The sequence below is a fragment of the Micromonospora tarapacensis genome (assembly GCF_019697375.1).
GTDB classification, from domain to species: domain Bacteria; phylum Actinomycetota; class Actinomycetes; order Mycobacteriales; family Micromonosporaceae; genus Micromonospora; species Micromonospora tarapacensis.
This window is the reverse complement of the sequence record NZ_JAHCDI010000003.1, coordinates 485749-498314: the sequence shown is the minus strand read 5'-3', so window position 1 is coordinate 498314 and position 12566 is coordinate 485749. Positions and strand designations below refer to the sequence as shown.

Here is a 12566-nt window from a genome sequence, read left to right as displayed (position 1 = left end):
CGCCGGCGAGTGCGCGGTTCAGCTCCCGGCGAGGTCCAGCACGGCCTGCGGCGCGAACCCGACGATCAGGGCGACCACGGTCACCACGGCCAGCGCGGCGGCCACCGCGCGGGCCGGCCGGACCGCGGGCGTCACGGCGTTCCCGGCCGGGGCGTAGAGCAGCGCGGCGACCCGCAGGTAGTAGGCCAGGCCGATGACCGCGTTCAGCGCGACCACCAGGGCGAGCCAGGTCGCGTCGCTGCCGAGCAGCGACCGGACCACCGTCACCTTGGCGAACAGCCCGGCCAGGCCCGGCGGCAGGCCGGCCAACCCGACCAGCGCGAACGCGAGACCGGCACCGAGCCACGGGTGCCGGTGGGCGGCACCCCGCAGGTCGTCCAGGCTGCCGCCGTCCGCTCCCGCCGGACGCAGGGCCACCACGCCGGCGAAGGCCGCCAACTCCAGCAGCACGAAGAAGACGGCGTACGCGAGGGCTGCCGCGTACGCGGCGTTGCGGGCAGCGGCGTCGGCGGCCAGGGCCAGCGCGCCGAGCGGGGCGAGGATGTAGCCGGCCTGCGCCACCGAGGACCAGGCGAGCAGCCGCACGGTCCGCCGTTGGCGCAGCGCCACCAGGTTACCCACGGTCATGGTCAGCGCCGCGACCACGGCCAGCACCGGACCGATCACCTGGTGCGGCAGCGCGTGCTGCCCGACGGCCAGCAGGGCGACCACCCCGCCGAGCTTCGACGCCGTCGACAGGTACGCGGCCACCGGGAGCGGCGCCCCGTCGTACGTGGCCGGAGCCCAGGCGTGGAACGGCACCGCCGCCACCTTGAACGCCAGCCCCGCCACCACCAGCGCCACCGCCACCGTGGTCAGCGGCAGGTCGAGCAGGTCCGGCCGGCCGGCGAGCAGGGTGCCCAGCCGCTCCAGGTGCAGCCCGCCGGTGACCGCGTAGAGCAGCGCCGCACCGAGCAGGGTCAGCGTGGTGGCCACCACGCTGACCACGAAGAACGTCACCGCCGCCTCGGCGCTGGCCAGGCTGCCCCGGCGCAGCCCGACCAGGACGTACAGCGGCAGGGTGAGCACCTCCACCGCCACGATCAGCGTGATCAGGTCGCCGGCCGCGCCGAGCACCACGCCACCGGTCATCGAGCAGGCGAGCAGGAAGCAGAACTCCCCCACCGGGGTCCGCCCGGCCCGCAGCAGCGGCCCGGACAACGCCAGCACCCCGAGGACGAGCAGCGCCACCAGGGCGGCGACCAGGGCCGCCCGGCCGCCGAAGACGTACGAGCAGTCGGTGCCGACGCAGAACGTACGCCGCTCGGGACCGGCACCGACCGCCGCCGCACCGACCGCGGTGGCGACCGCCCCGACGGCCGCCGTGGTCACGGTGGCCACCGGACGGACCACCAGCAGGTCCACCAGGAGCACCAGCACCGCCGTCCCGGCGGCCAGGTACGCCGGCAGCAGCGCCACGTTGTCGACACTCTGCACCATGCTCACGCCTGCCTCCGGTCGGCGCCGCGCGGCGCGGTCGGCCTCGTCATCGCAACACCCCGACCAGGGCCTCGACCGGAGCTTCGGCGACGCCCAGCACCAGCGTCGGAGCCAGCCCGACGGCCAGCGTGAGCAGCACCAGTGGAATCCAGGCGGCCAGCTCGGCACCGGCCAGCCGGGGCTTGAGCACGGCGACGGCGGGACTGGGCCGGCCATGGGTCACCTGCCGCAGCAACCGGAGCAGGTACGCCGCCGTCAACGCCCCACCGGCCGCGGCCAACACCGCCAGCGTGATCCACAGCCCACCGCCCACCTCGATCGCCGCGACGACGGCGAAAGCCTCACCCCAGAAGCCGGCCAGGCCCGGCAGCCCCAGCGAGGCGACCGCTGCGAACGCGAGCATTCCGGACAGGCGTGGTGCGGTCTCCCGCAGCCCGGACAGCTCGCGGAGGGCACCGGTGCGGGTGCGGTCCTTGATCGCCCCGGCCAGGAAGAACAGCAGGCCGGTGATGATGCCGTGCGCGACGTTGCCGATCAGCGCCGCCTGGATGCCGGTGGCGGTCAGCGTGGCGACCCCGAGCAGCACGAAGCCCATGTGCCCCACACTGGAGTACGCGATCAGCCGCTTCAGCTCGGTCTGCGCCAGGCAGACCAGCGAGCCGACCAGGATCGCCGCGACGGCCAGCACGCCGAGCACCGGTGCCGCCCAGCGGGCACCCTCCGGGGTCACCCCGACGGCGACCCGGATCAGGCCGTACGTGCCCATCTTGAGCAGCACCCCGGCGAGCAGCACGCTGCCGACCGTCGGGGCCTGGGTGTGCGCGTCGGGCAGCCAGGAGTGCAGCGGCCACAGCGGGCTCTTCACCGCGAAGGCCGTCGCCAGCAGGGTGAAGGCGGCCAGTTGGGTGCCCCGGGTCAGCTCGGCGCCGCCGGTGAGCGCGACGATGTCGGCGGTGCCCGCGCCGGCGACCACGACGTACACGCCGACCAGCAGCAGCACCGAGCCGAACAGGGTGTACAGGGCGAACTTCCGCGCCGCCCGCTGCCGCGCCCCGACCGCCGCCAGGTCTGCGCCGTCACCGCCCCAGCCGACGATGATCGCGTACATCGGCAGCAGGACGACCTCGAAGAAGAGGAAGAACAGCACGAGGTCGAGGGCGAGGAAGGTGCCGAGGATGCCGACCTCGACCACCAGCAGCAGCGCCACCAGGGACCGGCCGCGGCCGCCGCCCGGCACCCGCCAGAGACTGTAACCGCAGCAGAGCAGCGTGAGCAGGGCGGTCAGCACCACCAGCGGCCAGGAGATGCCGTCCACGCCGAGGTGGAAGCGCAGGTCCAGACCCGGCACCCAGGGCAGGTCGACCGAGTGCCAGGGACGCAGCGGCCCGGCGGTCTCCTCCGGCGGGTACGCCGACCAGCCGGCCTTCCGGCCGGCGACCAGCGACACCGCCGCGATCAGGGTCAGCGCGGCGGCCCCGGTGCCCACCATCCGGGCCGCCCGGTCCCGGGGGTGGCCGCCACCGCGAGGGCACCGAGCGCCGGCACCGCGAGCACCGCCACCAGCAGGAAATCCCCGAATCTCATGCCGTCACTCCGCTGCGCTCGCTCATGCCGCCACTCCGATCAGGGCGGCGGCCAGGCCGATCAGCAGCGCGCCGGCGAGCACCGCGGCGGCGGCCCGGGGCAGCGCCGCCCGGTGCAGGAGGCCCAGCCCGCCGCCGAGGGCACGGGCGGCGCGTCCGGTGCCGGTGACCGCCCCGTCAACCACCCGCTCGTCGACGGCCCGGGCCACCCGGCCCAGCGCGGTCGTCGGGCGTACGACCAGGGTGTGCTGGACGTCGTCGAGCCGGAACGCGCGGGCGAGGACCGGCCGCAGCGGGCCCAGCGCCGCCGCCGGGTCGGCGGTGTCGTCCCGCCGCCAGCCCGCCCAGGCCAGCCCCGCTCCGATGACCAGCAGCGCCAGCGGCAGCAGCACGGTCGGCGCAAGGTGGATCAGTCCGTCCGGCGGCATCAGGTCCGACACGGCGTCGGGGTCGGCCGGCAGCGAGCGTTGCAACTGGGTGGAGAACCAGCCCGGGAAACCGGCGAGGCCGAGCAGGGCCGCCGGGACGGCCAGCGCCAGCACCGGCCAGCGGAGCACCGCGGGCGGGTCGTGCGGGCGGGCCAGCGGATTCCGGGTCGTGCCGAAGAAGGTGCGCAGCAGCAGCCGGGTGGCGTACCACGCGGTGAGGGCCACGCCGACCAGCCCGGCGAGCCAGACCAGCCAGCCCACCCAGGCCGGTGCCGGCCCGCCGCCGTGCCGGCCGGCGCTCTCGGCGGCGGCGAGCACGCCCTCCTTGCTCCAGAAGCCGGCCAGCGGCGGTACGCCGGCCAGCGCGCCGAGGCCGATCAGCGTGCACCAGAAGGTCACCGGCATGGCCCGCCGCAGCCCACCCATCCGGGACATCAGCGTGGTGCCCACCGTGTGGATCACCGCACCGGCGGCGAGGAACAGCAGCGCCTTGAACGCGGCGTGGGTGAGCAGGTGGAACAGCGCGGCCGGCGGCGATCCGACCGCCAGCGCGCCGGTCATGTAGCCGATCTGGGAGACGGTCGACCAGGCGAGCACCCGCTTGATGTCGTCCTGCGCGGTGGCGGCCAGCGCGCCGAGCAGCAGGGTGATCGAGGCCATCACCCCGAGCACGGCCAGCGCGACGGGGGTGGCCTCGAACAGCGGCCACAGCCGGGTGACCGCGTACACGCCGGCGGCGACCATGGTCGCGGCGTGGATCAGCGCGGAGATCGGGGTGGGACCGGCCATCGCGTCGGGCAGCCAGGTGTGCAGCGGAAACTGGGCGCTCTTGCCGGCCACCCCGGCGAGCAGCAGCAGGCAGGCGGCGGTGAGCGTGCCGGTGCCGTGGTCGTGGGCGAGTACGTCGGCGATCCGGAAGCTGCCCGCCGAGACGCCGAGCAGCGCGATGCCGAGCAGGAAGCCGACGTCGCCGACCCGGGTCACCAGGAACGCCTTCATCGCGGCGGCCGGCGCCGCCGGCAGTCGCCGGTCGTGCGCGATGAGCAGGTACGAGCAGAGCCCCATCACCTCCCAGCCGACCAGCAGCAGGATCAGGTCCCCGGAGACCACCACCAGCAGCATGGCGGCGGTGAAGAGACTCACCTGAGCGGCGTACGGCGGGTAGCGGTGGTCGACGTCGACGTCGTCGTGCGGCCCCCGCTTGAGGTATCCGGTGGAGTAGACCTGCACGGCCAGGGCGACCGCGGTGACCGCGACGGCGACCAGGGCGGCGGCCCCGTCGAGTCGTACCCCGAGGCTCACGGTGAACCCGCCCAGGTCGATCCAGGTGGTCGAGGACTCGATCGGGGCGTCCAGGCTGACCAGCAGGGCCACCGCCAGGGCGAGGGAGCCGGCCGCGCCGGCCACCCCGAGCACGACGGCCACCCGGCGGGCGGTGTCCTGGTCGGTGGTCGCGCCGCGGGGCGACGGCGGCAGCAGCAGGCCGGTCAGGCCGGCGGCCAGCGGTACGACCGGCAGCAACGCGCCGAGCAGCGTCCCGGTGCTCACCGTCGACCCTCCGGCTCGGCACCGGCGGGGCGGCAGTGGCCGGCCCGGCGGCGACCGGCACGGGCTCGCCGGTGGTGCGCTCGGCGAGCGGAATCTCGTCGACGGCGACGCTGGCCCGCATCCGGTAGAGCTGAAGCACGATCGCCAGCCCCACGCCGATCTCGGCGGCGGCCAGCACGATCACGAAGAGCGCGAAGACCTGCCCGCCGTGCGGCAGCACCGCCTTCGCCGTGGTGTCGGCGGTGACCAGGATCAGGTTCACGGCGTTGAGCATCAACTCGACGGCCATCAGCACCAGCACCGCGTTGCGCCGCCGCAACACGCCGTACACGCCGAGGCCGAAGAGCAGCGCGGCGGTGACGTACGGGATGACGGGTCTCACCGCGAGCGCCCCCGTTCGCCGGCCGGCCGGTCGGCGGCGGCGCTCCGGTCGGCGGCGGATCCGATGTCGGGCCGGGACAGCACGATGGCGCCGACCAACGCCGCGAGCAGCAGCACCGAGAGCAGCTCGAAGGGCAGCACCCAGCTGCTGAAGAGCTGCTCGCCGAGGCGCTCGGCGCTGCCCGCCTCGGGCAGTTCCACCCTCGTCCAGTGGTACGCGTCGACCAGCAGCGCCGCCAGCCCGAGCCCCACCCCGCCGCCGATCAGCGCGGCCGGCCATCCGGGACGGTCCAGATCGTCCGATGCGCCGATCGGCGCCCGGGTCAGCATCACGGCGAACAGCAGCAGCACCACCACCGCGCCGACGTAGATCAGCACCTGCACCCAGGCGACCAGCTCGGCGGCGAGGACGAGGTACATGCCGGCCAGTGCGCCGAGGCAGACCACCAGGTAGAGCCCGGCGCGGACCAGGTGCCTGGTCGCCACCACCAGCACCGCCGAACCGACCGCCACCGCACCGAGGCCGAGCAGCAGCGCGTCCACCCCGGTCACGCGGGCGTACCTTCGCCGTCGCCGGCGGCCGGGCGGTCGGCGGCCGGGCGGTCGGCGGGCGCGGCGGGGACCGCGGCCTTGCGCGCGGCGGCGGTCTCCTCCTTGGCCGGCTCGCCGTTCGGGTCGTGCGCGGGCGGCGGCGGCACGGTCGCCATCCACTCGCCCAGGTGATCCTTGTCGTGCAGCAGGTCCTTGATGTCGTACTCGGCGTACTCGAACTCGGGCGACCAGTGGAGCGCGTCGAAGGGGCAGACCTCGATGCAGATGCCGCAGTACATGCAGAGCGAGAAGTCGATGTCGAACCGGTCGAGCACGTTGCGCTGGCGAGGACGGGCGGCACCGGGCACCGCCACCTCCTCCTTGTGCGAGTCGATGTAGATGCACCAGTCCGGACACTCGCGGGCACAGAGCATGCAGACCGTGCAGTTCTCCTCCAGCAGCGCGATCACCCCGCGCGAGCGGGGCGGCAGCTCGGGGGCGACGTCCGGGTACTGCGCCGTGGAGGCACGCTTCGTCATCGTCTTCAACGTGACGGCGAGTCCCTTCACCAGGCCGCTGCCGGGCAACCCGGTCGCCTCGCCTCGCTCCCGCTCACTCATGACGACCATCCTGCCCTGTGCCCACGTCGCGCGCGACCACCACCCGGGGGTAGGTGGTAGTACGGTGGCCACAGGGGAGAACGGCGCATCGGAAAGGACCCGTCAATGACCGCCGCGCTGCCCGACGACGATCCGCCGTCGCGAACTCCTGGACGGAAACCTGATCGTGTCGCCCTCCCCCACGCGACTCCACCAATCCATCGCCGGCCGCCTCATGGCCGCTCTGGAAGAGACCTGCCCCACCGATCTCGACGTCACCCACGGCGTGGAGGTGCGGCTGTCCCGCAATCGAGCCTTCACTCCCGACGTGCTGGTCACCGAGCTGGACGCCGCGTCCCGCAACCCCTCGTACTACCGCCCGAACGAGGTCATGCTGGTGGTCGAGATCGTCTCGGAGGGCTCGCGCAGCATCGACCGGGTGCTCAAGCCGGCGCTCTACGCCGAGGCGGACATCCCGCTCGACCGGGTCGCCCCCCGCTCCCGCTGAGGCCTATGCGGTTTCGCCGGCCCACCGGGCCGACCGGATGAAGATCCGCCATGATGGGACCGAGGACGACTCGGCACATCTGGGGGCGACATGGGCGAGGGCGACAAGAGCACCGGCGGCAAGTACGTCGAGCCGGCCGGCGATTTCAACCGGGACCAGAACTACATCACCACCAGGATCACCGTCGACGGGCGCGACGGCTACCCGGTCGAACCCGGCCGGTACCGGTTGGCGGTCAGCCGGGCCTGCCCCTGGGCCAACCGCCTGATCATCGTGCGTCGGCTGCTCGGCCTGGAGGACGCGATCTCGATGGCCGTCGCCGGGCCGACGCACGACGCGCGGAGCTGGACCTTCGACCTCGACCCCGACGGGCGGGACCCGGTGCTCGGCATCGAGCGCCTCCAGCAGGCCTACTTCGCCCGATTCCCGGACTATCCGCGCGGCATCACCGTGCCCGCCATCGTCGACGTGCCGACCGGCCAGGTGGTGACGAACGACTACGCCCAGATGAGCCTGGACCTGTCCACCGAGTGGGCCGCGGACCACCGCACCGGTGCTCCACAGCTGTACCCGGAGCACCTGCGCGCCGAGATCGACGAGGTCAACGCGGTGGTCTTCGCCGACGTGAACAACGGCGTCTACCGGTGCGGCTTCGCCGGGAGCCAGCGGGCGTACGAGAGGGCGTACCACCGGCTGTTCGACCGGCTCGACTGGCTCGGCGAGCGGCTGGCCGGGCAGCGCTACCTGGTCGGCGACACCATCACCGAGGCCGATGTGCGGCTGTTCACCACGCTGGTCCGCTTCGATCCGGTCTACCACGGCCACTTCAAGTGCAACCGGCAGAAGCTGAGCGAGATGCCGGTGCTGTGGGCGTACGCCCGGGACCTGTTCCAGACTCCCGGTTTCGGTGACACGGTCGACTTCGACCACATCAAGCGGCACTACTACGAGGTGCATCGGGACATCAACCCGACCGGCATCGTGCCGCTCGGCCCCGACCTGTCGGACTGGCTCACCCCGCACGACCGTGCGGCCCTCGGTGGCCGCCCGTTCGGCGACGGCACCCCACCTCCACCGCCCCCGGCGGCCGAACGGGTCGACCCCACCCACACCCCGCTGCCCTGACAGCCAACCCACCCGCCGGGCTGATCGAAGACGGTCCTCGCCCGGCCGGCTCGGTGGGGATCAGAGCGCCAGGCGGACGGCGGCGGTGAGGACGAGCTGGGCGAGGGCGGCCGGGACGAGGACCAGCCAGCAGAGGCGTTGCAGCTGGTCCTCGCGCAGGCGTGGGTAGGACACCCGCAGCCAGATGATCACGAAGCTGACGGCGGCGACCTTGAGCAGGGTCCAGAGCCAGCCGAGCTGCGCGTCGGCGAACGGGCCCTGCCAGCCACCGAGAAAGAGCACGGTGGTGAGCGCGGCGATCACCACGATGCCGACGTACTCGGCCAGCAGCAGGAACGCGAAGCGCAGGCCCGTGTACTCGGTCAGGTAGCCGAAGACCAGCTCGGAGTCGGCCACCGGCATGTCGAACGGCGGCCGGCGGATCTCGGCCAGGCCGGCCAGGAAGAAGACCACCATCGCCGGTGCCTGCCAGATCAGCCACCAGGGCTGCCACGCCTCGACGATGCCGGACAGGCTCAACGTGCCGGCGGCCATCGCCACCGACGCGGCGGCCAGCACCAGCGGCAACTCGTAGCCGAGCAGCTGCGCCGCACCGCGCAACCCGCCGAGCAGGCTGTACTTGCTGGCCGAGGCCCAGGCCGACATGAGCACGGCCAGCACGCCCACGCCGACCACCGCCAGCACGAAGAACAAGCCGATGTCCAGCGGCTGCCCGACCAGGTCGTTCGGGCCGAGCGGAATCACCAGCAGGGCCAGCAGGTACGGCACCAGCGCCACCGCCGGTGCCAGCCGGAACACCGGCCGGTCCGCCGCCCGGGGGGTGACGTCCTCCTTCTGCACGAACTTCACCCCGTCGGCGATCAGCTGCGCCCAGCCGTGGAACCCGCCGGCGTACATCGGCCCGAGCCGGCCCTGCATGTGCGCCATCACCTTGTGCTCCGCCTGGCCGACCAGCAGCGGCAGGAGGAGGAAGGCCGCCAGCACCCCGCCGATCCGGATCACCAGTTCCAGCCAGAGTGGCATCAGGCCGTACCCCCCTCGTCGGGCTCCACGCGCCGGGCCCGCGCTCCCGGTGCCGGGCGGGCGGGTCGCTCGCGGCCCGGGCGGGCCGGGGTGCCACCGCGCGGCCCCTCCTCGACGCCGCCGGCTCCGGCCGGCGTCGGGATCGTCCCCACTCCCCGGCGCGGGTACGCCGGGAGGCCGGATCGGCCGTCGGCCCCCGCCCGCCTCCGACTCGCCCGGCTCCTTCGCCCCCGGCCAGGGCTTGGCCACCCGCGAGGCGAGCACGAACTCCTTGCGCAGCGGGTGCCCCTCGAACTCCGGCGGGAGCAGCAGTGGCCGCAGGTCGGCGTGCCCGGCGAACTCGATGCCGAACATCTCGTGGGTCTCCCGCTCGTGCCAGGCGGCACCCGGGTAGACCGCCACCACGGAATCGACCGTCGGTGTGTCACGGGGGATCCGGGCGCGCAGCAGCACGCCGTGCCGCAGCGTGGTGGACCACAGGTGGGTCACCACGTCGAAGCCGTCGGACAGCTCGTCGACGGCGGAGAGCCAGTCGAAGTAGTCGCAGCTCAGCGCGGCGTCGTCCCGAGCGGCCAGCAGTGCCGCCCGCCAGGCGTGCGCGGGTACGTCGACGGTGGCCCGGGAGTGAACCTGACCGCCGGAGACCGTGGCGGTGGCCTCGACGGGCGCGAGCAGCGCGACGAGCCGCCGGCCGACCTCTTCCGGTGTCATGACGCTGATCCTATGGGCGCCGGCCGCGGCGCGCGTCGGCCCGCCCGTCTCCTCGTGCGTCGGGCCCGCTGATCCGCCCACCGGATGGGTGTACGCGGCAGGGTGACGATCCGCGCTTTGCCGGCGGCGGCTCGCCGGTCGCCGCCACGATGGGCTGGTGCGCGCTGTGACCGTCATTCCCGGAGTGCCCGGATCGCTGCGGATGCTCGACGACTATCCGGAGCCGGCCAACGAGGAGGGCCCGATCCTGGTCGAGGCGCTCTCGGTGGGCGTCTGTGGGACCGACATCGAGATCATCGAAGGGCAGTACGGCGAGGCTCCGCCCGGCAGCGACCATCTGGTGCTCGGACACGAGTCGCTGGGCCGGGTGCTGGAGGACCCGACCGGCACGCTGCAACCCGGTGACCTGGTGGCCGGGATCGTCCGCCATCCGGATCCGCTGCCCTGCCCGAACTGCGCCGTCGGCGAGTGGGACATGTGCCGCAACGGCATGTTCACCGAGCACGGCATCAAGGGCCTGCCGGGCTTCGCCCGCCAGCGATGGCGGCTACAGCCCCCGTTCGCCGTGGGACTGGATCCGGCTCTGGCCGAGGTCGGCATGCTGCTCGAACCGACAAGCGTGATGATCAAGGCGTGGGACCACATCGACCGGATCGGCCGCCGGGCGGAGTGGCAGCCGCGCACGGCGTTGATCACCGGTGCCGGACCGATCGGCCTGCTGGCCGCGTTGCTGGCCAGCCAGCGTGGGCTCTCCGTGCACGTGCTCGACCTGGCAACCGAGGGCCCGAAGCCCGCGCTGGCCGGCGCGCTCGGCGCGACCTACCACTCCGGGCCGCTCGACCAGCTCGACCTCGAACCGGACGTCATCGTCGAGTGCACCGGCGCGCCGGTGGTCGTCCTGGAGGCCATGTGCAAGGTCGGCCCCAACGGGATCGTCTGCCTGGCCGGGGTCTCCAGCGGCGGCCGGAGGATCGACTTCGACGCCGGAGCACTCAACCGGACGCTGGTCCTGGAGAACAACGTGGTCTTCGGCTCGGTGAACGCCAACCGGCGGCACTGGGACGGCGCCGCCGAGGCGCTGTCCAAGGCGGATCACGCCTGGCTCGGTTCGCTGATCACCCGCCGGGTACCGCTGCCGGAATACACCGCCGCGTACTCCCCCGGCCCGCAGGACATCAAGGTGGTGCTCGACTTCACCACATGACTCCGCCGGCGGAGCGGGCTGGGCCGGGCCGAACTCGACCGGCCACCGGAGCCGGGGCTCAGATCCCGGGCAGCCGGCCGTTGCGGAACAGGTCGACGAAGAGCTGGTGGTCCCGCCGGGCACGTACGCCGTACGCGTGGGCGAAGTCGACCAGGTGCGCGACGAAGCCGGCGGGATCCGCGTCGACGGTGGCGACGATCGCCTCCTCGGTGGAGTAGTCGACCAGGTCGTGGCTGGATTCGTCGTCGGCCACCGAGTGCATGCGGGCCACCGCGTGGCCCAGGTCGGCCAGCACCCCGGCCAGTTCCTCGGGCTCGTTGACGTCCGCCCAGTCCAGGTCGGCCGCGTACGGTGAGACCTCGGCGACGAGCTGGCCGACCCCGTCCAGCTCGGTGAAGCCCACCCACGGGTCGGCGTGCGCCTGGAGGGCCCGCTGCGACTCGGCGGTGCGGTGTCCCTGGTGCCGGAAGTAGCCGCGGACCCGCTCGTCGTCGACGTAGCGGGCCACCGCCGGCACCTGCGCCTGCTTCATGTAGATCACGACATCGTTCTCCAGCGCCTGGGTGTGCCCCTCCAGGAGGAGGTTGTACGACGGCAGCCCGGCCGAGCCGATGCCGACGCCCTTGCGCTGCACCACGTCCTTGATGTGCGACGACACCGGACGGGCCTGGGCGGTGGCGGCCGGCAACGTGCCGAGGTAGTCCTCGAAGGCGGCGCAGACCCGCGCCCGGGTGTCGCCGTCGATCTCGTACACCCCGTCACCGACGGAGAAGCGCCGCTCGTAGTTGTCGATGGTGGTCTGGGTGTGCAGCAGGTCGACCCGGGTGTTGAGCCGCGCCTGGTGGAGCACCCGGCGCAGCACACCGTCGGCGTTGTCCAGCGTGATCGAACCGATCGCGTCGTCCCCGCCGTCGGCGATGGCCCGCAACTCGGTCAGGTAGCTCTCGGCGAAGCCGGTCACCAGATCGCTGATCACCCGGTCGGAGAGCGCCTTGGTGTAGCCGATCAGCGCCACGCTGGCGACGAACCGCCGCAGGTCCCAGGTGAACGGGCCGACGTACGCCTCGTCGAAGTCGTTGACGTTGAAGACGAGCTGGCCGGAGCCGTTCATGTAGGTGCCGAAGTTCTCCGCGTGCAGGTCGCCGTGGATCCACACCCGGCTGGTCTGCCCGTCGAGGAAACGGTCGTCGACGAAGTCGCCGCGCTGGTCGGCGTAGAAGAGGCTGGCGCTGCCCCGGTAGAAGGCGAACGGTGAGGCGGCCATCTTGCGGAACTTGCGCCGGAAGGCGCCCGGGTCGAGCGCCATCAGGGTGCCGAACTCCTCGGTCAGGACCCGGATGATGAAGGCGGAACGCTGCTCAACGTCGGTCATGGACCGTACGCTAGCGAAGCCTCACCAGCCCGCCGCCCAGCCGAGTGACCCGTCCCGACCGGCCGTACGGACCG

General features: G+C 73.1%; 9 protein-coding genes and 3 pseudogenes. 3 read left to right on the top strand and 9 right to left on the bottom strand.

Going from position 1 to position 12566, the window contains the following annotated elements:
• Positions 1-18 precede the first annotated feature (18 nt).
• From KIF24_RS03190 to KIF24_RS03165, 6 genes and pseudogenes are all read right to left on the bottom strand, one after another.
• On the bottom strand, positions 19-1485 hold the full coding sequence (locus KIF24_RS03190) for an NADH-quinone oxidoreductase subunit N (protein WP_221082688.1): 1467 nt from the start codon (positions 1483-1485) through the stop codon (positions 19-21).
• A gap of 40 nt (positions 1486-1525) precedes the next feature.
• A pseudogene (locus KIF24_RS03185) lies at positions 1526-3063 on the bottom strand (complex I subunit 4 family protein).
• Between the two features lie 22 nt (positions 3064-3085).
• A complete protein-coding gene (locus KIF24_RS03180; protein ID WP_221082687.1) occupies positions 3086-5038 on the bottom strand; it encodes an NADH-quinone oxidoreductase subunit 5 family protein in 1953 nt (650 codons plus the stop codon).
• Positions 5039-5117: 79 nt separating this feature from the next.
• Positions 5118-5420, bottom strand: a pseudogene (gene nuoK, locus KIF24_RS03175) (NADH-quinone oxidoreductase subunit NuoK); the annotation flags it as partial.
• Positions 5417-5971: an NADH-quinone oxidoreductase subunit J family protein gene (locus tag KIF24_RS03170; RefSeq protein WP_221082686.1), complete on the bottom strand. Its 555-nt coding sequence runs from the start codon at positions 5969-5971 to the stop codon at positions 5417-5419. The gene KIF24_RS03170 and the pseudogene nuoK, both read right to left, overlap by 4 nt.
• Positions 5968-6570 (bottom strand): NuoI/complex I 23 kDa subunit family protein, encoded by a 603-nt coding sequence (locus tag KIF24_RS03165; protein WP_407939859.1) that lies wholly within the window; start codon positions 6568-6570, stop codon positions 5968-5970. Before KIF24_RS03165 ends, KIF24_RS03170 begins: the two co-directional genes overlap by 4 nt.
• A gap of 166 nt (positions 6571-6736) precedes the next feature.
• On the opposite strand from KIF24_RS03165, the gene KIF24_RS03160 reads away from it, so the two are divergent.
• Together KIF24_RS03160 and KIF24_RS03155 are read left to right on the top strand one after the other, a co-directional pair.
• A complete protein-coding gene (locus tag KIF24_RS03160) occupies positions 6737-7057 on the top strand; it encodes a Uma2 family endonuclease (protein ID WP_407939858.1) in 321 nt (106 codons plus the stop codon).
• 90 nt (positions 7058-7147) lie between these two features.
• Positions 7148-8182, top strand: coding sequence for a glutathione S-transferase family protein (locus KIF24_RS03155; RefSeq protein ID WP_221082684.1), 1035 nt, complete (start codon positions 7148-7150; stop codon positions 8180-8182).
• A gap of 60 nt (positions 8183-8242) precedes the next feature.
• Here the strand turns inward: KIF24_RS03155 and KIF24_RS03150 are convergent, their stop codons facing one another.
• Together KIF24_RS03150 and KIF24_RS34890 are read right to left on the bottom strand one after the other, a co-directional pair.
• Positions 8243-9205 carry a complex I subunit 1/NuoH family protein gene (locus KIF24_RS03150; RefSeq protein ID WP_221082683.1) on the bottom strand — a complete coding sequence of 321 codons (963 nt, stop codon included), beginning with the start codon at positions 9203-9205 and terminating at the stop codon, positions 8243-8245.
• Positions 9206-9517: 312 nt separating this feature from the next.
• Positions 9518-9916 (bottom strand): annotated as a pseudogene (locus KIF24_RS34890) (NADH-quinone oxidoreductase subunit C); the annotation flags it as partial.
• Between the two features lie 157 nt (positions 9917-10073).
• Here KIF24_RS34890 and KIF24_RS03140 point away from each other — a divergent pair.
• Positions 10074-11120, top strand: a complete 1047-nt coding sequence (locus KIF24_RS03140; RefSeq protein WP_221082682.1) for a glucose 1-dehydrogenase — start codon at positions 10074-10076, stop codon at positions 11118-11120.
• 58 nt (positions 11121-11178) lie between these two features.
• On the opposite strand, the gene KIF24_RS03135 is transcribed toward KIF24_RS03140, so the two are convergent.
• Positions 11179-12492 carry a DUF2252 domain-containing protein gene (locus tag KIF24_RS03135; RefSeq protein ID WP_221082681.1) on the bottom strand — a complete coding sequence of 438 codons (1314 nt, stop codon included), beginning with the start codon at positions 12490-12492 and terminating at the stop codon, positions 11179-11181.
• Between the last annotated feature and the right edge of the window lie 74 nt (positions 12493-12566).

Coding starts and splice junctions, on each gene's coding strand:
- KIF24_RS03165 (WP_407939859.1), bottom strand. CDS start 6,570: ATGAGTGAGCGGGAGCGAGGCGAGGCGACCGGGTTGCCCGGCAGCGGC.
- KIF24_RS03155 (WP_221082684.1), top strand. CDS start 7,148: ATGGGCGAGGGCGACAAGAGCACCGGCGGCAAGTACGTCGAGCCGGCC.
- KIF24_RS03150 (WP_221082683.1), bottom strand. CDS start 9,205: ATGCCACTCTGGCTGGAACTGGTGATCCGGATCGGCGGGGTGCTGGCG.
- KIF24_RS03135 (WP_221082681.1), bottom strand. CDS start 12,492: ATGACCGACGTTGAGCAGCGTTCCGCCTTCATCATCCGGGTCCTGACC.